The organism is Actinopolyspora lacussalsi subsp. righensis, assembly GCF_900116555.1.
GTDB classification, from domain to species: domain Bacteria; phylum Actinomycetota; class Actinomycetes; order Mycobacteriales; family Pseudonocardiaceae; genus Actinopolyspora; species Actinopolyspora lacussalsi.
Window position 1 is genome coordinate 99,583 of record NZ_FPAT01000003.1, and the last position, 22,343, is coordinate 121,925.

A 22,343-nucleotide genomic window follows, 5' to 3' on the forward strand; every position below is an offset into this window, starting at 1 on the left:
AAAGCGTACGGAGCGGCCCGAATCGACGGGACGCGGATCCGGTTCCCAAGAATCACCTCCGACGACTCCCCGGGCTGGGCACGCTTGTCCCACCTCGATGTCCGGCGAACGCGCGGGAGTCCGGCTCGCGGCCACGACCGTGGGGCACGAAGGGCTCCCCGCTTACGATTTCGGGGCGCTCACGGGAAAAGCGCCTCGGTACGGTTCTCGTACCGCACGATTTCTCCCACGGCGAGGAACCGCAAGGGTGGGGTGCCGCATCGAATCCGTACTACCCCGGCGGACGAGAATCCACTGCCGACGCCGACCGAGCAGGTCGTACCCACGGCTCAGCCGGTTCGGGACGGTGCGTCACTTCGGTCGTCCGGCGTGGTTGGATCTTGCCGACAACCCGGAAGGAGCAGCATGAGCGATCCGTACGACCCGAATCCGCACAATCCGCCGTCGGACAGCGGTGGCTTTCCCCATCCCTACCAGGGGTCGTACGGCGGGGGTGGTTATCCCGGTTACCAGCCGGGTCAACCGCACCCGCAGTACCAGCAGCACCCCCAATACCAGCAGTACCCCCAGTATCAGCAGTACCCGCCGGCCCAACCGGGCGGACCGGTTTATCTCACTGCGCAGCCTCCCCGGAACAACGGAATGGCGATCACCTCGATGGTGCTCTCGCTGTCGAGCATCCTGTTGACATGCATGTGGGGACTGGGGCTCATACCGGCGATCCTGGGCGTAGTGTTCGGGCACGTGGCCAAGAAACAGATCCGGCGCGACGGGACCGAGGGAGACGGCATGGCCACGGCCGGGCTGGTGGTCGGCTACTGCGTGCTCGGGCTGGCGCTCCTGGCGATCGTGCCGCTGATCTTGTTCGGCATCGCCACCATGCCGTTGATAGCGACAAACGCGTAGTGCGGAGAGCACCACTCGCGTCAGGACCAACACCATGACGGCTGGAGGCAGCACTCGCGGGACCGCTACTCGGCTGGATCATCACGACGCGCTGACCCTCGATGGCAGTGATCATCGCGAACCGGTCACCGCTACGACCCCGGACTCCGGCCCGCGAGAAACCAGTGGCGCCGGGCCTGAGTCGGACCCATCGCGAGGCGGCGGGCAGGTGGCGTATCGCCGCTGGATGTGCCCCGCCGCCCTGCTGTGGACCGGACTCACACACCGGAACGTTCCAACCCGGTCGAAGGTACGATCACGCGAGCCGAACGAGCTCGCGCCGCGACTCTAGAAGCCCAGCTTGCGCAGCTGCTTGGGATCGCGCTGCCATTCCTTGGCGACCTTCACCTGCAGATCCAGGTAAATCTTGCTGCCCAGCAGCGCCTGGATGTGCCGCCTGGCGGTCTCGCCGACCTCCTTGAGGCGTTCCCCGCTCCTACCGATCACGATGGCCTTCTGGCTGGAACGCTCCACGTACAGCGATGCGTAGATGTCCACCAGGTTGTCGTAGCCCTCCCTGGGGGCCATCTCGTCGATGGCCACCGCCAGTGAGTGCGGCAGTTCGTCACGCACCCCTTCCAGGGCCGACTCGCGGATGAGTTCGGAGATCAACGACTCCTCGGGCTCGTCGGTGATCTCGCCGTCCGGGTACAGCTGCGGTCCCTCCGGAACCTGCCGCACCAGCAGATCGGAGAGCACATCCATCTGGAACCGGTCCACCGCCGAGACCGGGACGATCTCGGTGAAGTCCATGAGTTCCTGCATGGCGACCAGTTGTTGGGCCACGCGTGGTCTGCTCACCACGTCGGTCTTGGTGACGACACCGATCACCGGGGTACGACGGGCCACCTTGGCGAGCTCCGCGGCGATGTGGCGATCGCCGGGACCGATCTTCTGGTCGGCGGGCACGCAGAAGCCGATGACATCGACCTCGGACCACGTTTCGTGCACCAGGTCGTTGAGTCGTTCTCCCAGCAGGGTCCGGGGACGGTGCAGTCCCGGCGTGTCCACGATGACCAACTGCGCGTCGGTCCGGTGCACGATCCCTCGGATCGCGTGCCGCGTGGTCTGCGGCTTGCTGGAGGTGATGGCCACCTTCGTGCCGACGAGCGCGTTGGTCAACGTCGACTTGCCGGCGTTGGGACGTCCCACGAAGCAGGCGAATCCGGATCGATGTGTTTCGCTTGAGCTGGTCACGGCTCTATTCTGACGTGCCCGCCATCCCACCGACGTGCGGGGAGCCCGGTCACCTCACCGCTACCCACGGCGGGTGGAGCCGAACGGGCCCCCGAGAGCACGTCCTTGAAAACCGTTCTCAGCCGCTGTTGGCGGTCGTCCCCATACAGCTCAACAGCGTTCGGTGGCTGATCCAACCGACCGGTTGGGTGCCCTGCTCCTCCAGCACGGGAGCGGCGGTCACCTCGACGGAGACCAGCGAGTCGAGCGCGTCGACGAGCTTGCTCCCGGAAACGATCGCCGGGGGAATCTCCAGCAGGTCGCCGACCTCGCCGTTGTCCACGGTGCCGTCCCCGAGCACTTCGGCCACGGCCCCCGCCGTGACACACCCCTTGTAGCGCCCTTCGTCGTCCAACACGGGCAGCACGGAGTCAGTGCTCTGGGCCAGCCGTCGCGCGGCTTCGGAGAGCCTGGTCCGCGTGGTCAACGTTTCCGGCAGCGGATCCATCACGTCGGCGACCGTGCGGTCCGGCAACCGACCACGCCGTTGCCTGGCGTCGAGGTCGATGCCGCGCCTGCTCAGCTTGGTGGTGTAGATCGTGTCCCTGCTGAGTGTTCTGCTGATCAACGTCGCGACCACGACGGCGAGCATCAGTGGCAGGATGATCGAGTACTGCCCGGTCAACTCGAACAGGATGATCACAGCCGTCATGGGTGCCCGTGCCGATCCGGCGAAGGCCGCCCCCATTCCGATGAGCCCGTAGGCTCCCGGCGATCCGGCGATCTCCGGGATCAGTCCGTGAGCGACCAGGCCGAACGCGGTGCCGCCCATGCCGCCGATGAACAGGGCGGGTGCGAACACGCCCCCGGATCCGCCGATACCGATGGTGAGGCTGGTGGCGATCATCTTGCCCAGCAGCAGTATCACCAGGAACCAGATGGCGTAGTTGCCGTTGATGGCGTTGCCCAGCACCGGATAGCCGACGCCGTACATCTGCGGCAGCACCAGCAACAGCAGGCCGAGGAACAACCCGCCGACGCCGGGACGCAGCCACTCCGGACCGCGCCATATTCGGTCGCAGAGGTCCTCTATGCGGTAGAGGACCTTGGAGAACAGCACCCCGGCGGCACCGATGAGCACGCCGAGCAGCGCGAACAGCAGGAATTCGCTCGGGTTCCGCAGGTGGAAGTCGGGCAGCGAGAGGAACGCCTCGTTGCCCATCACGGCACGTCCGATCACGCTGGCGGTGACACTGGACAGCACCACGGCGCCGAAGGACTCCACCGTGAAGTCGCGCAGGATGAGCTCCATCGCGAAGAACGGTCCCGCCATGGGGGCGTTGAACGTGGCGGCGATGCCGCCTGCCGCGCCGCAGGCGACCAGCACTCGCATTCTCCGCTCGGTGAGCCGCATGCCGCGTCCCATGGTCGAGCCGAGCGCGGACCCGATCTGCACGATCGGACCTTCCCTGCCGACTGATCCGCCACCACCGATGCACAGCGCCGAGGCCAGAGCCTTGACCAGACTGACCTGAGGTTTTATCCGGCCGCCGCGTTCCGATACGGCGTACATGACCTCGGGAACACCGTGTCCCTTGGCTTCGGGAGCGAACCAGTAGACCAGTGGGCCGTAGATGAGTCCCGCGATGGCGGGGACCAGCACCAGAAACCAGATTCCGAGGCCGGGCAACCAGGGGTGTGGCGCACCGGGCACGTCGGTGTATTCGGGACGTCCGGAGAACAGCTCGGTCGCGGACGTGATCAGCCACCGAAAGGCTATGGCGCCGAGCCCCGAACCGAGGCCGACCAGCAGTGCGAGGGCCATCAGGCCGCTGCCACGTTCGCGGAGCCAGATTCCGATCCGCCCACGTACCGCTACGGGCAGGGCTATCGATCGTTTTACGGCTTCCGCCATCACCGTTGCATGATGCAACTCTTGCCCTGTGCACGTCAATGTGAAAATGGCGACATGCGTAACGAAATGCCGCCGAACGGTGACGAGGTGGACGCGATCACCGAGGCGGTGCTGACCGCTTCCCGGTTACTGGTGGGAGTCTCGGCGAAATCGGTCGCCGCGGTTGCCGGGCCGATCACGCTGCCGCAGTTCCGACTGCTGGTGGCCCTCGGCTCGCGGGGCCCGTTGAAGCTGGTCTCGCTCGCGGAGATGCTGGGAGTGAATCCGTCCACGGCGACCAGAACGGTGGACAGGCTGGTCACAGCGGGGTGGGCGCAGCGCAACAGCAATCCCGAGTCCCGGCGGGAGATCACGGTCAGCCTCACCGAAGCGGGCCGCGACCTGGTGGATCGGGTTACCGAGTACCGCCGTAGCGAGATCTCGGCCATCGTCGAACGGATCCCGCACGAGGATCGCGCTGGGTTGGTGCGGGCGTTGCAGGCCTTCACCGAAGCGGGGGAGGAACCACCACCACGTGCCTCCCCCTACGACGCGGGACTGACCGAGTGGCGTTGAGCCACCGGCCGGCACCGGTCGGATTCGTCAGGTCCCTCGCGAGAGCTCGACGACCTCGCCGTCACCGCCCGCCCGGAACACCGGTGCCGTACTCGCCAGCTCCCGAACCGCCGCCACCGAGTCGGCATCCACTTCATCCGCCTCAGTGACAACGGCCGCCGCTTCCAGCTCCTCGGCCCCACTGGAGGTGGCGGCGGCCACCGCCACCTGCAACGCGGTCAGCCGCAGCGCGGTCAATCGCACGGTGCAGCCGGTGTAGGTTCTGCCGTCGGTGTCGCGCACGGCGGCGCCCTCCGCCGCGCCGATGCGCGCCCGCGCCGACCGCGCCAACGTCACGATCTTGCCGTCCTCGGGGTCGAGCCGCTCGGCCACGGTCTCGATGCGTTCAGCCATGTTGCGAATTCCTTTCGTCATCGGCGGTGTTGTGCCCGTTGGACTCACTCGCCCTGCGAACCAGCAACGCGTTGATCCGGATACGGCCGCGATGGTCCTTACCCCCTTCGGCACGCAACCGGAGTCCGGATATCTCGGCCTCGGCCCCGGGGAGGGGGACACGGCCGAGGCGCTGCGCGAGCAACCCGCCGACGGTCTCGACCTCGGAATCGTCGAGCTCCACCTCGAACAGGCTCGCGAGATCGGCCACCGGCAACCGTGAACTGACCCGAACCAGTTCCTCGTCGAGCCACTCGACCGGGCGGTGTTCCTCCCGGTCTGACTCGTCGGTGATCTCACCGACGATCTCCTCGATGATGTCCTCGATGGTCAGCAGTCCCGCCGTGCCGCCGTACTCGTCCACGGCTATAGCCATGTGACTGCGCGAGAGCTGCATCTCCTTGAGCAACTCGTCCAGCCGCTTGGAGTCCGGCACGAAACTGGCCTCCCGCATCAGCTCGGAGACCCGGACGCTCTCGGAATCGGAGGACTCGCCGCGCTCGGTGGTCATCCTGGCCAGTTCCTTGAGCGTGACGATCCCGACGATGTCGTCGACACTGTCACCGATCACGGGAATACGGGAGAAACCGGAACGCAGGGCGAGCGCCAGTGCCTGCCGGGGAGTCTTGACGCGCTCGATCCAGATCATCTCGGTGCGCGGCACCATCACCTCGCGTGCCGTGGTGTCGCCGAGCTCGAAGACCGAGTGGATCATCTCGCGCTCACCGGCGGCGACCACGCCGCGTTCCCCGGCCAGATCGACGAGTTCCCGCAGCTCCACTTCCGAGGAGAACGGCCCCTCACGGAAACCACGGCCGGGAGTGATGGCGTTTCCCACGAAAATCAGCAACCGCGTCAGCGGGTTGAGCAGACGGGCCAGCACGGCTACCGGTCCCGCCACCACGAGTCCCACCCCGTAGGGATGCTGGCGACCTATGGTTCGCGGTCCCACGCCGACGAGCACGTAGGAAACCACCAACATGATCAGCACGGCGAACAGCACCGACCAGCCGGGCGTGGCACTCACCTCGAGCACCATCACGGTTACCAGCACCGTCGCGGTGAGCTCGCAGGTCAACCGCAACAGCAGCAACAGGTTGACGTGCCTGGGGCGGTCGGCCAGCACCCTGGCGAACTGTGCCGCTCCGGCTCTTCCCTGCCGCAGTAGCTCCTCGACTCTGGCGTGCGAAGCCGTTCCGATGGCCGCGTCGGCAGCCGCGAACACACCGGCCGCCAACACCAACAACACGGCCCACACCAGCAGCGCCATGATTCCGGTGAACACTATGAGAAAGTCCGTTACCGTTCGGAATCGCCGTCGGCCGTGGCCTCCTGGGACTCGTCGAGCCCCACCACACCCAACACTCGTGAATCGGCGTCGCGTTGCTGTGCGGCGCGATCGGCCTCCGTCTTGGCCTCGCGGAACTCGGCGAGCAGCCGGTTCTGCAACGCGAACATCTCGCGTTCCTCCTCCGGCTCGGCGTGGTCGTAGCCGAGCAGATGCAGCACCCCGTGCACCGTGAGCAGGTAGAGTTCGTCCTCCATCCCGTGACCGGCCTTGCGCGCCTGATCCCTGGCGAACTCGGGACACAGCACGATGTCACCGAGCAGTCCCGGGCTGGTCTCGGTGGAGTCCTGCCCGCGTGGCGCCTCGTACTCCTCCATGGGGAACGCCATCACGTCGGTGGGACCGGACAGGTCCATCCAGCGTTCGTGCAGGTCGGCCATCACGTCGAGCTCGACCAGCACGATGGACAGCTCGGCCAACCTGCTCACACCCATGCGGTCCAGCGTGAAACGGGCAACGGAGACGATGGTGGTCTCGGGCACCCGTACGACGGACTCGTTGGCTATCTCGATACTCATGCCTGCTCGTGCGCCCGCCCCTCGGAGATTCGTGTCTTTCGGGCAGGATTGCCGCCCTCACCGTCCTGATGTTCCTGCCAACGGTCGTACGCGTTGACGATCTCACCGACCAGGCGATGCCGCACCACGTCCTGGCTGTCCAGGGTCGAGAACAGGATGTCGTCGATCCCCTCCAGGATCTCGCGGACGACCTTGAGTCCGCTGCGCTGACCACCGGGCAGGTCGATCTGCGTCACGTCACCGGTAACCACGATCTTGGAGCCGAACCCCAACCTGGTCAGAAACATCTTCATCTGTTCCGGCGTGGTGTTCTGCGCCTCGTCGAGGATGATGAAGGCGTCGTTGAGGGTACGTCCGCGCATGTAGGCCAACGGGGCGACCTCAATGGTTCCGGCCTGGGTCAGCCTGGGGACCGATTCGGGGTCGATCATGTCGTACAGCGCGTCGTAGAGCGGCCGCAGATAGGGATCGATCTTCTCGTAGAGACTTCCCGGCAGATACCCCAACCGCTCCCCGGCCTCCACGGCGGGCCGGATGAGGATGATGCGGTTGACCTCCTTGGCCTGCAGAGCCTGCACCGCCTTGGCCATCGCCAGATAGGTCTTGCCGGTTCCGGCCGGTCCGATGCCGAAGACGACCGTGTTCTCGTCGATGGCGTCGACGTACCGTTTCTGGTTGGCGGTCTTCGGACGGATACTGCGCCCGCGACGGGACAGCACGTCCATGGTCAGCACGTCACTGGGTGAGTCCCCGTTACTGGTGGAAAGCATCGTCACGCTGCGACGCACGATGTCGGGGGTGAGCTGGTTGCCCTTGGAAACCAGCTCGATGAGTTCGTCGAACACCCGCTCGGCGAACGCGACCTCGGTGGGCTCCCCGGAGATGCTCACCTCGTTGCCCCGTACGTGGACATCGGCGTCGAGTGCCTCCTCCGCGGTCCGAAGGTTCTCGTCCTTCGAGCCGAGCAGGGCGAGCACCGCCGTGTCGGGCACTGTTCGGGTGGACTGTGCCTTCTGGGGCTGGGACGACTCGTTTCCCGAACGAGCCGCCGCCCCGTCCGCTGCGGTTCCGGCCACGCTGTTACCGGCCTGCTTCCTGCGCTGAAGCGCGATTTCGGTACTGGATCCTGTCACTGTCAATGGTAGAGCAACGAACAACTGGATTAGCGCCGATGTTCGTTCTCCGGAACGCGCCGAGCACACCCCGCTGTCGGTGTGGTCAGGTCGACCGGTCAGGCCAACGGCCCCAACTGGCGTCCGCCGAGCAGGTGCAGATGCACGTGGAAGATGGTCTGCCCGGCATCGGAGTTGGTGTTGAACAGCAGGCGGTACCCCGATTCCGCGATCCCCTCGCTCTCGGCGATCCGACCCGCCACCCTGACGAGTTCGGACAACAGCTCCGGATCCGCCGCGGCCAGCTCGGCCACGTTGCGGTACCGCTCGCGGGGGACCACCAGCACGTGGACCGGCGCCTGCGGACTGATGTCGCGGATCGCGATCGTGCGCTCGTCGGTGTGCACGAAATCGGCGGGGATCTCGCCCGCGATCATCCGTTCGAACAGGGAGGGTTCGGTATCGGTCATGCCCGCGAGACTATCCATCGCCGATCACGCCGTGACCGGGTGCTCCGCTCGATCCCCGATCCCGACCCCCCGATCACCGCCAGCGGGGCGTGAGTGCGCCCAGCGCTCCGAGCGCCACGGCACCCGCGGTGGAGGCCCGCAGCACCTCGTGTCCCAGTCGGACCGGTCGGACCCCCGCCGCACGCAGTGTCGACAGCTCCTGATCGGTGATGCCGCCCTCCGGGCCGACGACCACGGCGATCTCACCGGCGGTGGGCAGCTCGACGTCGGCCAGTCCGAGCTCGGCGGACTCGTGCAGCACGAAAGCGGCCTCGCTGCCACGCAGCGTCTCCGCGACCTCCGAGGTGGAGCAGGGCTCGGTCACCGTGGGGATCCAGGCCCTGCGTGCCTGCTTGGCGGCCTGCAGCGCGGAATTGCGCCACCGCGCCAGTGCCTTGGCGCCACGAGGGCCGTCCTCCCAGCGCGCCACACAACGCTCGGCCCGCCAGGGAGTGACGAGATCGACCCCCGCCTCCGTGGCCAGTTCGACGGCGAGTTCACCACGGTCACCCTTGACCAGCGCCTGGACCAGCCGAACCCGGGGTTCGGCGGCGGGGACCCTGTCCCGCCGCACCACCTCCAGGTCCAGGGCGTCCCTGGCGACGTCGGTCACCAGACACTCGGCCACACCGCCCCGTCCGTCCGACAGCAACAGCCGGGCGCCGGAACGCATCCGGCGCACCGTGGCGGCGTGCTTGCCCTCGGGGCCGTCCAGCCGGGCGAGCTCGCCCGTGGGCAGCTCCTCGACCGAGAAGACCGGGAGGGTGGATGACATCGTGCTAACCCCTTCCGGGAGACGAGCCGAAACACGGTGGACGGCCAGGCCGCGCGGGAACCGCGTCCCGTTCCGGCCCCGCGAGAACGGGGCCGGGCGGAACCAGCGGTGTGGCGGAATCAGCGGTGACCGAAGCCTCGGAAGCGGGAGAAGATGCCGTTGCGATGCCCGTTGCCACCGGCGCTGACGGTGGGTTCGGGCTGCTCCTCCTCACGCACGGTGGCCAACTGCCGCAGCAGGTCGGCCTGGTCCTCGTCCAGTTTCGTCGGCACCCGCACATCCAGGTGAACGTGCAGGTCGCCGTGGCCGCTCACCCGTCCGTTGGAACGCAGCTTGGGCAACCCACGACCGTCGAGCACGTACTCGGTGCCCGGCTGCGTGCCGGGCTCGACCGTCAGCTCCTCCTCGTCCTCGAGGGTTCGGATGTTGACCACCGTGCCCAGCGCCGCCGCGGTCATGGGCACCTGGACGTGGCAGTGCAGATCGGCACCGTCGCGGACGAACCGCTCGTGTTGCAGTTCCTCGACCTCGACGAACAGGTCGCCGGCTGGACCACCGCCGGGGCCGACCTCGCCCTCACCGGCGAGCCGGACCCGCATCCCGTCACCGACACCGGCCGGGATCTTCACCGTGATGGTGCGCCGGGAACGCACCCGCCCGTCGCCACCGCACTGCTGGCAGGGATCCGTGATCACCTCACCGAAGCCGCGGCAGACAGGGCAGGGACGCGAGGTCATGACCTGCCCGAGGAAGGAGCGCTGCACCGACTGGATCTCGCCGCGGCCCTCACAGGTGTCACAGGTGGAGGGGGCGCTGCCCGCGCTGGAGCCGCCACCCTCACAGGTGTCACAGACGACAGCCGTGTCGACGGTGACATCGCGGTTGACTCCCTGGGCGCACTCCTCCAGCGTCAGCTCCAGCCGCAACAGGGCGTCGGATCCCTGCTGCATCCGGCTGCGCGGTCCACGTCCGGCGGCGCCGCCGGATCCGCCACCGAAGAACGCGTCCATGATGTCGCCGAGGCCGCCGAATCCGGCGAAGGGGTCACCACCGGCGCGACCGCCCGCGGCACCTCCCCCGCTGTCCATCGGGTCCCCGCCCAGGTCGACCATCTGGCGCTTCTGGGGATCCGAAAGAACTTCGTAAGCAGTGCTTACCTCTCGGAAGCGCTCCTGCGCGCCGTCCTCCTGGTTGACGTCGGGATGGAGTTCCCGCGCAAGCTTGCGGTAAGCCCGCTTGATCTGATCCTGGGTCGCGTCCTTCGATACCCCGAGGATCCCGTAGTAGTCCTTGGCCACCTTGTGCGCTCTTCCTCTGCTCGTCTAGCGGGTACATGCCGAAGAGTTCCGAAGGGCCGGTCGTGGCGCGCCACACGTGCCGACGCGGACGTCACCGCCCCGCCAGGATCTCTCCCACGTAGGACGCAACGGCACGAACCGCTGCCATCGTTCCCGGATAATCCATCCGAGTGGGGCCGACCACGCCCATCCCCCCCAGTACCGTCCCATGCGAACCGTAACCGGTGGAAACGACCGAGGTCGTCTGCATCTCCTCGGCCTCGTTCTCCATCCCGATACGAACCGTCACACCATCAGAGTCCCGTGCCGCCGCCAGCAGTCGCAGTACGACCACCTGCTCCTCGAGCGCTTCGAGCACCTGGCGCAACGACCCGGGGAAATCGGCGACGTTGCGGGTCAGATTGGGGGTTCCCCCGAGCACCATGCGCTCGTCGGGGTGTTCCACCAACGTCTCGATGAGCACCCCGCACACCCGGGACATGGTCTCCCGCAGCTCCGGGGGAGACTGCTCGGGGAGTTCGGCCACCGAAGCGGAGGCCTCGGCGAGCCGCTTGCCCGCCATCGCCGAGTTGAGCACGGTTCGCAGCCGCGACACGTCCTCCTCGCCGATGACGTCACCCAGGTCGACCATACGCTGATCGACCCGCCCGGTGTCGGTGATCAGCACCAGCATGAGCCGCGCCGAAGTGATGGTCACCACCTCGACGTGACGCACGGTGGACTGGGTCAGCGTGGGGTACTGCACCACGGCCACCTGCTGCGTGAGCTGGGCCAGCAGCCGGACACTCCGCCGCATCACGTCGTCGAGATCCAGCGCGCCCTCCAGGAAGGCGTGGATGGCACGGCGTTCCGGTGAGGTGAGCGGTTTGATCTCGTGCAGCCGGTCGACGAAGGTCCGGTACCCGTGGTCGGTGGGAATCCGTCCCGCGCTGGTGTGCGGCTGCGCGATGAGCCCTTCCTCCTCGAGCACGGCCATGTCGTTGCGTACCGTGGCACTGGACACACCCAGATTGTGCTGCTCGACGAGCGTCTTGGAACCGACCGGCTCGTTGGTGGACACGTAGTCGGCAACGATCGCGCGCAGCACCTCGAACCGGCGCTCGTCCGCATTCACCAGCGTCACCTCCTCGTTCGGCGCGCCCCGGAATGGACACGTCCGACTCGGCAGACACGCGTCCCGTGCCTGCGGTCCACCGTCCGAGTTTACGGTGTTTCGACCGCTGAGCCGAGGGCCACGAGGACGGTGGGGGCAGGCGGCGGTCGTGAGTGCCGCGAAACCCGCTCTCACCGGTGTTCGGGCCCGGACGGGCACCGTAAGCGCTCGACGTGGCCGGGCCGGTGACCGCTCCCGAGCGGCAGGCTCCCGACGGATCACCGTTCCCGGTGAACCACCGGACGCCGCACCTCCGAGACACGAGGACAGGTGTGGGTATCACCCGACGAGTCGACGGACCACCCCGTCGGCCAGCAGTCTGCCGCGATCGGTGAGCACGCAGCGTCCCGCACGCAACTCCTCGCCCCGCAGCAGGCCGTCGGTCACGGCGCGCCGGGCCTCGGCGACTCCCGCGTCGTCGAGCACCTCCGTGGCGAGTCCCTCCCGCAGCCGCAGTTCCAGCATGACGCGTTCGACGCGTCGGTCCTCCGCGTCGAGCACCTCTCGCCCCGCGGCAGGCGAGATCCCCTCTCCCAGGGCGGCCGCGTAACGGCTCGGGTACTTGAGATTCCACCACCGCACGCCACCGACGTGACTGTGCGCGCCGGGTCCCGCACCCCACCAGTCACCACCACGCCAGTAACCGATGTTGTGCGCGCAGCGTGCCGCTTCACCGGTGGCCCAGTTGGAGACCTCGTACCAGTCGAATCCGGCCTTGGAGAGAATCCCGTCGACGAGCTCGTAATCGGCGGCCAACACGTCCTCGTCCGGCATCGGCAGCTCGCCGCGGCGGACCCGCCGAGCCATGGCGGTGCCGTCCTCGACGATCAGGGAGTAGGCCGAGACGTGGTCCACCCCGGCTTCCAGCACCGCTTCCAACGACCCCCGTAGGTCGTCGGTGCTCTCGCCGGGGGTTCCGTAGATGAGGTCGAGACTGACGTGCTCGAACCCCGCCGCCATCGCCTCACCCGCGGCGGCGACGGCACGGCCCGGGGTGTGCTTGCGGTCCAGCACCCGCAGTACGTGTTCGGCCGCGGACTGCATCCCCAGTGAAACCCTGGTGTAGCCCGCCCCGAGCAGGGCGGTGAACAGCTCCGGGGAGGTGGACTCCGGATTGGCCTCGGTGGTGACCTCGGCGTTCGGGGCGAGCCCGAAGGAGGCACGTACCGCGTCGAGCACCTCGCCCAGCCCCTCGCCACCCAGCAGTGAGGGGGTCCCGCCGCCGACGAAGACGGTTTCGGCGCGGGGAACCGCACGGTTGCCCTCCCCCAGCACCCGGGCCCCGAGCTCCAGTTCGGCCTTGAGAGCTTCGAGCCAGCCGCGGAAGCTGCCACCACCGGCGAGCTCGTCGGCGGTGTAGGTGTTGAAGTCGCAGTAACCGCACCTGGTGGCGCAGAACGGCACGTGCACGTATATCCCGAACGGCCGCTGTCCCACGCCACGCAGCGCGGTAGCGGGCAGCGTGCCCTGTTGCGGTGGTTGTTCGCCGGTCGGTGGATGCGTGCTCACGACACACATTCTCCCAGCGGGCTTTCGAGGGCCGACAGGAGCGCGAACTCGGTCTCCTCGTCGCCAGCACCTCGTCGACCCGGTTCTCGGAGCCGTTTCCGCGGCTGAACCCGCCGCGGGTGGCCGGGGCACACGGAGGGGCCAGGCCGACCACCGATTCCGCCGACCCGCGGTGACCACGCGACGGCGATCGACTACAGTGCTCCGCGAGTGTGAGGTTGCTCCCACCGGAAGGGGACGGTATCCGCGACGGGCCGCGGGTATCACGCCGGGCACCCGCTGTGTGCGGGTCTGTTCGCTCACAGGACCCGCCAACGTACGGGTGACGCGCTGTCCCAGCATGCGGATGATCCTGGACCGCCCGATACGTGCGTGGCACGCTGACGACCATGGACGCGACCCCCACCGAGCTGCTGCTGGTCGCCCGGCGTTACCTGGATCTACGGCGGGTCTCCAGCGCGCTGTGCCGGAGCACGGACTGTTGAAGTTTCCCGTTCGCACCTGACGGGTGCTCGCTCGGCGAATCCGACGCGGTTTCCGCTTCCGGGGGCCCGGCGCCGAGTGGTCGCCCGCATCGGTCCGATCGGAGACTCCCGGTAGTTCCTGTCGCGTTTCGTGTCCGCATCCGATCCGATGTGTCGGCAACCGGATCGTGAGCGTTCTTTTTCCCGTAAAACTCTCGCGGCGTAGTCACGCCATGTCATCGCGGAGGTCGGACGAATGGTCCCCCCGACGGAAGCACCGAGCCCCACACAACGCCGCGCACCCGCACGTAAGGGCAAGGGCCGCGCGGAGGGCCAGTGGGCGCTCGGTTACCGCGAACCGCTGAACGGCAACGAGCAGTCCAAGAAGGACGACAACCCACTCAACGTCCGCGGTCGTATCGAGAACATCTACGCGCAGCGTGGTTTCGACTCCATCGACCCCTCCGACCTGCGCGGTCGGTTCCGCTGGTGGGGTCTCTACACGCAGCGCGCTCCCGGCATCCCGGGCGCCCGGACGGGAACCATCGAGCCGGAGCAGCTGGACGACTCGTACTTCATGCTGCGCATCAGGGTCGACGGCGGCGCGCTGACCACCGAGCAACTGCGGGTGATCGGTGAGATCTCGCAGACCTACGCCCGCGACACCGCCGACATCACCGACCGGCAGAACGTCCAGCTGCACTGGATCCGGGTGGAGGACATGCCCGCCATCTGGCAAAAGCTGGAGTCCGTCGGGCTGTACACCACCGAGGCCTGTGGTGACTGCCCCCGCGTCGTGCTCGGATCCCCGGTGGCGGGCATCGCCGCCGATGAGATCGTCGACGCCACCCCGGCGATCAGGGAGATCACCGAACGCTACATCGGTGACGAATCACTTTCGAACCTGCCGCGCAAGTTCAAGACAGCCATCTCGGGCTCCCCGCGCCAGGACGTGGTTCACGAGACGAACGACATCTCGTTGATCGGGGTCGAGCACCCCGAGCACGGCCCCGGCTTCGACCTGTGGGTCGGCGGTGGCCTGTCCACCAACCCCAAGCTCGCGGTACGCCTGGGAGCCTGGGTTCCGGTGGAGGAGGTCGCCGAGGTCTGGAACGCCGTTGTGCAGATCTTCCGCGACTACGGTTACCGCAGGCTGCGCAACCGGGCGAGGATGAAGTTCCTGGTGTCGGACTGGGGTGCCGAGAAGTTCCGCGAGGTGTTGGAGAACGAGTACCTCGGTCGCGCGCTCATCGACGGTCCGGAACCGCCGCTGCCGGACGGACCCCGTGACCACGTGGGGGTGCACGAGCAGGTCGACGGCAACTACTACGTCGGCGTGACCTCCGTGGCGGGCAGGGTCGACGGCTCCAAGCTGATCGAGGTCGCCAAGGCCGCCGAACGCGCGGGATCGCGCCGGATCCGCACCACCGTGGAGCAGAACCTGCTGGTGCTCGACGTCCCCGGCTCCGAGGTGGAGAACCTCGTCGGCGACATGGACCGGCTCGACCTGCGGGCACGGCCCTCGTCCTGGCGACGCAGCGTCATGGCGTGCACGGGAATCGAGTTCTGTAAGCTGGCGATCGTCGAGACGAAGAACCGTGCCATGGAGCTGGTCGAGGATCTGGAGCGCAGACTTGAGGACGTGCAGGGCGACATCGACAAACCCGTCACGGTCAACCTGAACGGCTGCCCTAACGCCTGCGCCCGCACCCAGGTCGCCGACATCGGCCTCAAGGGCCAGCTGGTGCAGGACGAGCAGGGCAACCAGGTCGAGGGCTTCCAGGTGCACCTGGGGGGCGGTCTCGGCAGGGACGCGGGCTTCGGACGCAAGATCCGGGGGCACAAGGTGACTTCCGCCGAGGTGGGTGACTACGTGGAACGCCTGGTGCGTCGTTACGTCGAGCAGCGCGGCGAGGACGAGACCTTCGCCGAGTGGACGAAACGCGTCGGTGACGAGGCGCTAACGTGAGTGGGGGGCGTTCGGCAGAACCGGGTCCCGAGGGCAGGGCCGTTCCGTTCTACTGCCCGTACTGCGGTGATGAGGAACTCACACCGGAGGCTGAACCCGTGGGCGCGTGGAAGTGTCAGGCGTGCCGTCGCGTGTTCACGGTGCGACTGGCCGGGTTGGCGTTGACAGAGGAGGACGAAGAACCATGACCACTGACAGCACCTCCCGAATCGGCTTTCGACGTGGTGACGACGAACTCCGCGCTCTGGCGGAGGACGCCTCCGAGCGACTCGCCGGCTCGAGCACATCGGAGGTACTCGACTGGGCCGCACGCACGTTCGGCGAGAACCTGATCATGGCCTCCAACATGGAGGACGCCTCGTTGATAGACCTGGTCTCGAAGGTCCAGCCAGGCGTGGACGTGCTGTTCCTGGAAACCGGCTACCACTTCGCCGAGACGCTCGGTACTCGCGACGCGGTCGCGCAGACCTACGACGTCAACATCATCAACGCGATGCCCGAACAGACGGTCGAACAGCAGGACGCCACCGAGGGGGCGAGGCTCTACGAACGGGACCCCGGCCGGTGCTGCCACCTGCGCAAGGTTCTTCCGCTGCGTAACACGCTGGCCCGCTACGAGGCCTGGATCACCGGTCTGCGACGCGTGGATTCGCCGAGCAGGGCCGACACTCCCCTCGTGACCTGGGACGAACGCAACAACCTCGTGAAGGTGAATCCGCTCGCGGCGTGGACCGACGAGGACATGGACAATTACATCGCCGAGCACAATGTGCTGGTGAACCCCCTGGTCCCCGCCGGCTTTCCCTCGATCGGGTGTCAGCCGTGCACCGCCAAGCCCGCACCGGGCGCGGACCGGCGCAGTGGCCGCTGGGCCGGTAGCACGAAGACGGAGTGCGGATTGCACGCCTAAGCCCGCGGACTCGGGAACTCCGGGGGAAAATGCCGGTACGACCGGCACCAGAACATCACCCGATGGGATGAACTGGTAACTGTGTAAGGGCACGCTGATGACGACGGAAGCGATCATGGATCAAAATCTCGACCTACCGGAAGATCCGGCGACATCCGAGGCACCACCACAAGTGGACAACCTCGATGCGCTGGAATCCGAGGCGATCCACATCTTCCGGGAGGTCGCTGGGGAGTTCGATCGCCCGGTGATCCTGTTCTCCGGAGGCAAGGATTCCACGGTGCTGCTGCACCTGGCACTGAAGGCGTTCCGGCCCGCCCCCGTGCCGTTCCCGCTGCTGCACGTGGACACCGGGCACAACTTCGAGGAAGTGCTGCGGTTCCGCGACGAGCTGGTCAGCCGCCACGATCTGCGACTGGTCGTGGCCAGGGTCCAGGACTGGATCGACGACGGCAGGCTCAGCGAACGGCCGGACGGTACCCGCAATCCGCTGCAGACGCAGCCACTGCTGGAGGCGATCGAGCAGAACCGCTTCGACGCCGTGTTCGGCGGCGGCAGGCGTGACGAGGAGCGTGCCCGCGCCAAGGAACGCGTCTTCAGCCTGCGCGACGCCTTCGGCCAGTGGGATCCCCGCAGGCAGCGCCCCGAGCTGTGGAACCTCTACAACGGCAAGCACCGTGCGGGCGAGCACATGCGGGTGTTCCCGCTGTCCAACTGGACCGAACTGGACGTGTGGCGCTACATCCAGCGCGAGAAGATCGAGCTCTCCAACCTCTACTACGCCCACCGCAGGGAAGTCTTCCATCGGGACGGCATGTGGCTGACCTCCGGCCCGTGGGGCGGGCCACGCGAGGGCGAGGAAGTCCACGAGAAGACGGTTCGCTACCGCACCATCGGGGACGGCTCGTGCACCGGCGCGGTGGAGTCCGAGGCGTACACGGTGGACGACGTGATCGCCGAGGTCGCCGCCAGCCACCTCACGGAGCGAGGAGCGACCCGAGCCGACGACAGGATGTCCGAGGCAGCCATGGAGGACCGTAAGCGGGAGGGCTACTTCTGATGAGCAACGAGACCGAAACCCTCACCCGGTTCGCTCCCGACAGCGGAACCGAAGTGGCACTTCCGGTGCACACCGACCTGTTGCGGCTGGCCACGGCGGGCTCGGTGGACGACGGCAAGAGCACGCTGGTGGGACGGCTGCTGCACGACACCAAATCGGTGCTGGCCGACCAGCTCGACGCGGTACACCGCGCCAGCGCCGACCGCGGACTGAGCACTCCGGACCTGTCGTTGCTGGTCGACGGGCTGCGCGCGGAGCGCGAGCAGGGCATCACCATCGATGTCGCCTACCGCTACTTCGCGACCGGCAAGCGCACTTTCGTGTTGGCCGACACCCCCGGCCACGTGCAGTACACCAGGAACACCGTCACCGGTGCCTCCACGGCGCAGCTCGCGGTGCTGCTGGTCGACGCCCGCAAGGGTGTGGTGGAGCAGACCAGGAGGCACGCCGCGGTACTGGCGTTGCTCGGCGTACCGCGACTGGTGCTGGCGATCAACAAGATCGACATGGTCGACTTCGACGAGTCGGTGCACACCGCCATAGCCCAGGACTTCGCACAGCACGCCAGGGCCCTGGGCTACTCCGACGAGGACGTGGTCACGGTCCCGGTGTCGGCACTGCACGGTGACAACGTCGTGGAACGTTCCGAGCGCACGCCCTGGTACGAGGGCCCCGCCCTGCTGGAGCACCTGGAAACGGTTCCGGTCGCTCCGGACCCGCACGACGTTCCGTTCCGGTTGCCGGTGCAGTACGTGATCCGGCCGCGTACCGCCGACCACCCGGACTACCGCGGTTACGCGGGGCAGGTCGCCGCGGGAGTGGTCAACGAGGGCGACGAGGTGGTGGTGCTCCCGAGCGGAGCGCGCAGCAGGGTCTCCATGGTGGACACCCCGGACGGCCGGGCGCAGAGCGCGGCGGCCGGACGTTCGATCACCGTGCTGCTGGAGGACGACCTGGACATCGCACGCGGCGACGTCATCGTCTCGGCCGAGGAACAGCCCCGGGTGACCGACGAGTTCGACGCCACGGTCTGCTGGCTCGCCGAGAAGCCCCTCTCGCCGAACGCGAAGGTGCTGATCAAGCACGGTGCCCGGACCGTGCAGGCCATGGCCACCGAACTGTCCACCCGCTTCGACGAGCAGGAACTGTCGAGCGTGGACGCCCCGGACAAGCTGGAGCTCAACGAGATCGGCAAGATCCGGTTCCGCACCTCGGAATCGTTGCCGATCGACGACTACGCGGACAGCAGGCGCACCGGTTCGTTCATCGTGCTCGATCCCTCCGACGGTTCCACGCTCGCGGCGGGCCTGATCGGTGTTCCGCTGGCCCCGCTGGCCTCGGCAGTGACTCGATGACGACCCCAGCGACTCGATGACGACCGGAGTTCCCGGATGAGCGCACCGTTGGTCGCGGTGGCGCACGGCAGTCGGGACCCACGTTCGGCAGCCACGATCCAGGGGCTGCTGGACGTGGTCCGCTCCGTCCGCCCCGAACTTGACGTACGAACCGCGTTCCTGGAGCTGTCCGCGCCACGGCTCGGCGACGTGCTCGACGCCGTGCACGCCGACGGCAACAGGCGGGCCGTCATCGTTCCGCTGTTGCTCGGCCACGCCTACCACGCGAGTGTGGACATCCCGAACGCGGCGCGGGAGGCCGAACGCCGCAATCCGCTGCTGCGGCTGTGCACGGCCGAAGTGCTCGGACCGGACCCCAGGTTGCGGCGGGCGGCGTGGCGGCGGCTGACCGAGAGCGGTGCCGATCCGGCCGATCCGGAACTCGGTGTCGTACTGGCCGGTGCGGGCTCGGCGCACGATTCCGCCAACGGGCTGGTCTCCGATGTGGCCGGAATCTGGCAGCGGCACAGTCGTTGGGCCGGTACCGTGGCGGCGTTCGCCGCCGCTGCCGAGCCCGACGTACCCGCCGCGCTGGAGCTGCTGCGTGCGCGGGGAGCACGGCGGTTCGCCGTCGGCTCGTGGTTCCTGGCTCCCGGCAGACTGCCCGACCGAGTGCTCGAACGGGCCACCGAACACGCCGAGCGCCCGCTGCTGGCGGACACGATGGGAGCGGCACCGGAACTGGCCGACCTGGTGATCGAGCGGTACGAGGCGGCACTGGCCGCCAGGCCCGGGTCGCTGGCACACGCCACTTGAGAGCGCACGGCGCCGCACCGCCCCACCGGCCCGGCGATTTCGCGAGAAATCGACGGCGGTGCGGTGTCGCGGGTGGTCAGACTCCCCGTCTCGTGGTGAAGAGATAGTTCCGCTTGCGAGTGGTCACCCTGTCGACAGGCACCCACCGTTCGGCGTGCCAGACGTACATGCCGTATCCCATCTCGCGGAGCCAACGGGTGACCTTGTCCGGTTCGAACCCGTATCTGGCCAGGTGGCGTTGTTCGATTTCCAGCAGCAGAGTCGGCTCGCAGTCCGCGAGCGTCCGTTCGGCGCCTTCCAGCACGAACGGTTCGTATCCCTCCACGTCGATCTTGAGGAAGTCCACGCGGTCGAGGCCGCGTGAGCGCCGCACCTGATCCACCGAGAGCACGTCGACGGTATGGGTTCGCACCCGCCGCGCCTCATCGTGCTCCCCGGCTGTGGCTCCTCGCTCGCCGATATAGGCGTGGCCGTGCACCGGGAAACCGAAGCGGTGGGGCACCACGAGCCCGCGTGGTTCCGTGCGACTCCCGAGCGCGGCACGAGTGGTCCGCAGCTGGGGCAGGTGGACGAGCCGTTGCAGCCCCGCGAGTATCCGATGTGGCTTACGCTGCGGTTCGAAGGAGTGCACCATCCCGTGCTCGCCGACCAGCGCTGCCAGTGAGAAGCTGTACATGCCGTAGGCCGCACCGACGTCGAAGCACACGTCACCGGTACCGACCACACCCGGCAGACCCCTCGTCTCGGGCTCGAACAACGATCCGGCCGAAGCCGTCCACAGCAGAGCGGCCAGCCGCGATCGACGCCGCTCCGAAGCCGCGCCTCCCTCGACAACACGTTTCCCCTCGGCCCGCTCGAACTGCCCCGACACGGAAACTCGCTTTCGGTAGGTATTCGATCACTGTCGCCGACCCGGCACGTCGCGGTTTCACTTTCCGCACCCGATCGATCACCCAACGTAGGATAATCGACGTGCCGAATCGCACCGCGAGGCGCGTGGAGCAGTAACAGGGCCGATACGGACAACCGGTCCGTATCGGCCCTCGGATCCGTCACAGCGGTACCGATCGGCTCTCCGGAGCGTGCGAACCGACGGGGAGATCCCGCCTCGTCCCGCTCTCTCGGAGCGCGCGGGAAATCTCGGTCAGGAGGCCGCGAAGGTCACCTCGCGTCCGGCGTCACGGCAGGTGTAGTCGTAGCCACCCAGCTCGCTGTCCGCCTCGGCCGCGGAGCACTCGAAACCGTTGCTGCGGTAGTCCTGCCCGAGCCGCCCTTCGGCGTCCGCCGCCACGTCACGGGCGGTGTCGCAGTCGACTCCGCTCGCCTCGATACCGAAGGCACCGTTGTCCGAGTTGGGAGTGAACGGCACGTCACCGCAGGAACGCGTGGCCGCGTACTCGGTGGAGACGGTGGTGTCACCGTTGACAACGACGATGTTGTCCCGCTGGACGACGCTCTGCGGGTGGATCGCCTCGCGGGGACCCACCACGCTGTTGCCGACGGCGATACGCGCGACGACGCGCTGACCGATTCGCAGTCCCACCGGTGCGGAGTAGACGCCGTCACCGTCCTTGTCGCGCAGCGCGACCGCACCCAGCTCGTCGATGTCGGCGACCTCGTCACGCGGGTTCGCACCGGGAGTTCCGAACAGGCCGTAGAACGTCGTGCTGCCGCTCACGGAGCCGTCGGTACGCACCCGGAAGTTCAGTCGCGTGGTACCGCGCTCGGGCAACGATTCACCGCGTGCGACCGGCTCCACCGTTCTGACCGCGAGCCGGTCGGTTTCCGAGGTCTTGCCGGAATCGCTCCCGGTCACCTTGACCCGTTCACCCGCGTAGGGCAGCAGCATCCCCGGCGCACCGGTGAGCCGGTAGCGCGTGCCGTCGCTTTCCGCCGTAAGGGCGTATCCCTGACCGCCGCGTACGAGCGTTCCGGTGGCACTGGTGAACAGCCCTGCCCCGCTCTGGCCGTTCCGGGGTGACTGCGCGTCGGATTTCTCCGCGGCGGCAGCGGTGCCCGCGCCACCCAGTACTGTCAACACGGCGGCGGCGATCGCGAAAGTCTTGCGCATCCTTGTCGAGCCACCTTTCGTTCGGGATAGCTTCGATGATCCTTTCGCCCCGGGAGACGTCGCGGTGGACTTCGGGTTGCCCCGAAACGGTCATCGATTCGTATCGAGTTGTAAGCACCCCGGGTACAGTGCCGACACCTCGGCTCTCGGGCGGGAGCGACCGACGGTCGACCCCGCCCGAGAGCCGAGGGGACCGCGACTCGGCCGATGCCCTGTGGTTCCCACCACGTGGCGAGACCGCCCAGACTGCCACTTCCGAAGAGGTTTCGCACCCGATCGGAGTAACGAAAGGCGCCCTGACTGGGCCTTTCGGAGCAATTCGGCCCCACCCGTCCCATCGACGGCGGAACCAGGAGCATGATTTCGGGAGCAGGAGTCGGAAGTGGCATCCGACGAGCGGGGAACGACAACTCCACGAAAGTCCGCTCCCCGTGAACCGGCCTCCGCCCACAGCGGAAGCGGTTAGCCGCATTA

The 22,343-nt window shown here is 67.6% G+C and carries 22 protein-coding genes; 9 read left to right on the top strand and 13 right to left on the bottom strand.

Annotation, left to right across the window (positions count from 1 at the left end; translation table 11 throughout):
* Window positions 1-405 precede the first annotated feature (405 nt).
* Entirely contained in the window at window positions 406-906 is a 501-nt protein-coding gene (locus BM394_RS06575; protein ID WP_092975419.1) for a DUF4190 domain-containing protein, read from the top strand.
* Between the two features lie 327 nt (window positions 907-1,233).
* Here the strand turns inward: BM394_RS06575 and era are convergent, their stop codons facing one another.
* Entirely contained in the window at window positions 1,234-2,142 is a 909-nt protein-coding gene (gene era, locus BM394_RS06580) for a GTPase Era (protein WP_092975422.1), read from the bottom strand.
* Between the two features lie 118 nt (window positions 2,143-2,260).
* The gene (locus BM394_RS06585) at window positions 2,261-4,036 is read right to left on the bottom strand and encodes a chloride channel protein (RefSeq protein ID WP_092975425.1); all 1,776 of its coding nucleotides are present in this window, start codon (window positions 4,034-4,036) and stop codon (window positions 2,261-2,263) included.
* A gap of 54 nt (window positions 4,037-4,090) precedes the next feature.
* Between BM394_RS06585 and BM394_RS06590 the strand changes: the two genes are divergently transcribed.
* Entirely contained in the window at window positions 4,091-4,591 is a 501-nt protein-coding gene (locus BM394_RS06590; protein WP_092923428.1) for a MarR family winged helix-turn-helix transcriptional regulator, read from the top strand.
* Window positions 4,592-4,618: 27 nt separating this feature from the next.
* Here the strand turns inward: BM394_RS06590 and BM394_RS06595 are convergent, their stop codons facing one another.
* The 9 genes from BM394_RS06595 to hemW form a co-directional block, all read right to left on the bottom strand.
* A complete protein-coding gene (locus tag BM394_RS06595) occupies window positions 4,619-4,984 on the bottom strand; it encodes a cytidine deaminase (RefSeq protein WP_092975428.1) in 366 nt (121 codons plus the stop codon).
* Window positions 4,977-6,293 carry a hemolysin family protein gene (locus BM394_RS06600; RefSeq protein WP_175530014.1) on the bottom strand — a complete coding sequence of 439 codons (1,317 nt, stop codon included), beginning with the start codon at window positions 6,291-6,293 and terminating at the stop codon, window positions 4,977-4,979. Before BM394_RS06600 ends, BM394_RS06595 begins: the two co-directional genes overlap by 8 nt.
* Before the next feature lie 29 nt (window positions 6,294-6,322).
* Entirely contained in the window at window positions 6,323-6,889 is a 567-nt protein-coding gene (gene ybeY / locus BM394_RS06605; protein ID WP_092923436.1) for an rRNA maturation RNase YbeY, read from the bottom strand.
* Complete coding sequence (locus BM394_RS06610) at window positions 6,886-7,965, bottom strand: PhoH family protein (RefSeq protein WP_092975434.1); 1,080 nt, start codon at window positions 7,963-7,965, stop codon at window positions 6,886-6,888. The genes ybeY and BM394_RS06610 overlap by 4 nt, the downstream gene beginning before the upstream one ends.
* 155 nt (window positions 7,966-8,120) lie before the next feature.
* Window positions 8,121-8,471, bottom strand: a complete 351-nt coding sequence (locus BM394_RS06615) for a histidine triad nucleotide-binding protein (protein ID WP_092975437.1) — start codon at window positions 8,469-8,471, stop codon at window positions 8,121-8,123.
* 73 nt (window positions 8,472-8,544) lie between these two features.
* Window positions 8,545-9,285 carry a 16S rRNA (uracil(1498)-N(3))-methyltransferase gene (locus BM394_RS06620; RefSeq protein WP_092975440.1) on the bottom strand — a complete coding sequence of 247 codons (741 nt, stop codon included), beginning with the start codon at window positions 9,283-9,285 and terminating at the stop codon, window positions 8,545-8,547.
* A 119-nt stretch (window positions 9,286-9,404) separates the two neighbouring features.
* Window positions 9,405-10,583, bottom strand: a complete 1,179-nt coding sequence (gene dnaJ, locus BM394_RS06625; RefSeq protein WP_092975443.1) for a molecular chaperone DnaJ — start codon at window positions 10,581-10,583, stop codon at window positions 9,405-9,407.
* Between the two features lie 91 nt (window positions 10,584-10,674).
* Window positions 10,675-11,700, bottom strand: coding sequence for a heat-inducible transcriptional repressor HrcA (gene hrcA / locus BM394_RS06630; protein WP_165400776.1), 1,026 nt, complete (start codon window positions 11,698-11,700; stop codon window positions 10,675-10,677).
* 315 nt (window positions 11,701-12,015) lie between these two features.
* Window positions 12,016-13,254 carry a radical SAM family heme chaperone HemW gene (gene hemW, locus BM394_RS06635; RefSeq protein ID WP_092975446.1) on the bottom strand — a complete coding sequence of 413 codons (1,239 nt, stop codon included), beginning with the start codon at window positions 13,252-13,254 and terminating at the stop codon, window positions 12,016-12,018.
* Between the two features lie 380 nt (window positions 13,255-13,634).
* On the opposite strand from hemW, the gene BM394_RS23665 reads away from it, so the two are divergent.
* From BM394_RS23665 to BM394_RS06665, 7 genes are all read left to right on the top strand, one after another.
* Window positions 13,635-13,730: a putative leader peptide gene (locus tag BM394_RS23665; RefSeq protein ID WP_342752520.1), complete on the top strand. Its 96-nt coding sequence runs from the start codon at window positions 13,635-13,637 to the stop codon at window positions 13,728-13,730.
* Between the two features lie 235 nt (window positions 13,731-13,965).
* The gene (locus tag BM394_RS06640; protein ID WP_092975449.1) at window positions 13,966-15,678 is read left to right on the top strand and encodes a nitrite/sulfite reductase; all 1,713 of its coding nucleotides are present in this window, start codon (window positions 13,966-13,968) and stop codon (window positions 15,676-15,678) included.
* Entirely contained in the window at window positions 15,675-15,866 is a 192-nt protein-coding gene (locus tag BM394_RS23670) for an eL43 family ribosomal protein (protein ID WP_092630667.1), read from the top strand. The genes BM394_RS06640 and BM394_RS23670 overlap by 4 nt, the downstream gene beginning before the upstream one ends.
* Entirely contained in the window at window positions 15,863-16,588 is a 726-nt protein-coding gene (locus tag BM394_RS06650; protein ID WP_092923458.1) for a phosphoadenylyl-sulfate reductase, read from the top strand. The genes BM394_RS23670 and BM394_RS06650 overlap by 4 nt, the downstream gene beginning before the upstream one ends.
* A 115-nt stretch (window positions 16,589-16,703) precedes the next feature.
* Window positions 16,704-17,648, top strand: a complete 945-nt coding sequence (cysD, locus tag BM394_RS06655; protein ID WP_175530015.1) for a sulfate adenylyltransferase subunit CysD — start codon at window positions 16,704-16,706, stop codon at window positions 17,646-17,648.
* Window positions 17,648-19,003, top strand: a complete 1,356-nt coding sequence (locus BM394_RS06660; RefSeq protein ID WP_092975455.1) for a sulfate adenylyltransferase subunit 1 — start codon at window positions 17,648-17,650, stop codon at window positions 19,001-19,003. Before cysD ends, BM394_RS06660 begins: the two co-directional genes overlap by 1 nt.
* A 36-nt stretch (window positions 19,004-19,039) precedes the next feature.
* Window positions 19,040-19,798: a sirohydrochlorin chelatase gene (locus tag BM394_RS06665; protein ID WP_092975458.1), complete on the top strand. Its 759-nt coding sequence runs from the start codon at window positions 19,040-19,042 to the stop codon at window positions 19,796-19,798.
* 76 nt (window positions 19,799-19,874) lie between these two features.
* Here BM394_RS06665 and BM394_RS06670 read toward each other — a convergent pair whose 3' ends face one another.
* Together BM394_RS06670 and BM394_RS06675 are read right to left on the bottom strand one after the other, a co-directional pair.
* Window positions 19,875-20,669 carry an FkbM family methyltransferase gene (locus tag BM394_RS06670; RefSeq protein ID WP_245780021.1) on the bottom strand — a complete coding sequence of 265 codons (795 nt, stop codon included), beginning with the start codon at window positions 20,667-20,669 and terminating at the stop codon, window positions 19,875-19,877.
* 273 nt (window positions 20,670-20,942) lie between these two features.
* Complete coding sequence (locus tag BM394_RS06675; RefSeq protein WP_092975461.1) at window positions 20,943-21,869, bottom strand: DUF5818 domain-containing protein; 927 nt, start codon at window positions 21,867-21,869, stop codon at window positions 20,943-20,945.
* Between the last annotated feature and the right edge of the window lie 474 nt (window positions 21,870-22,343).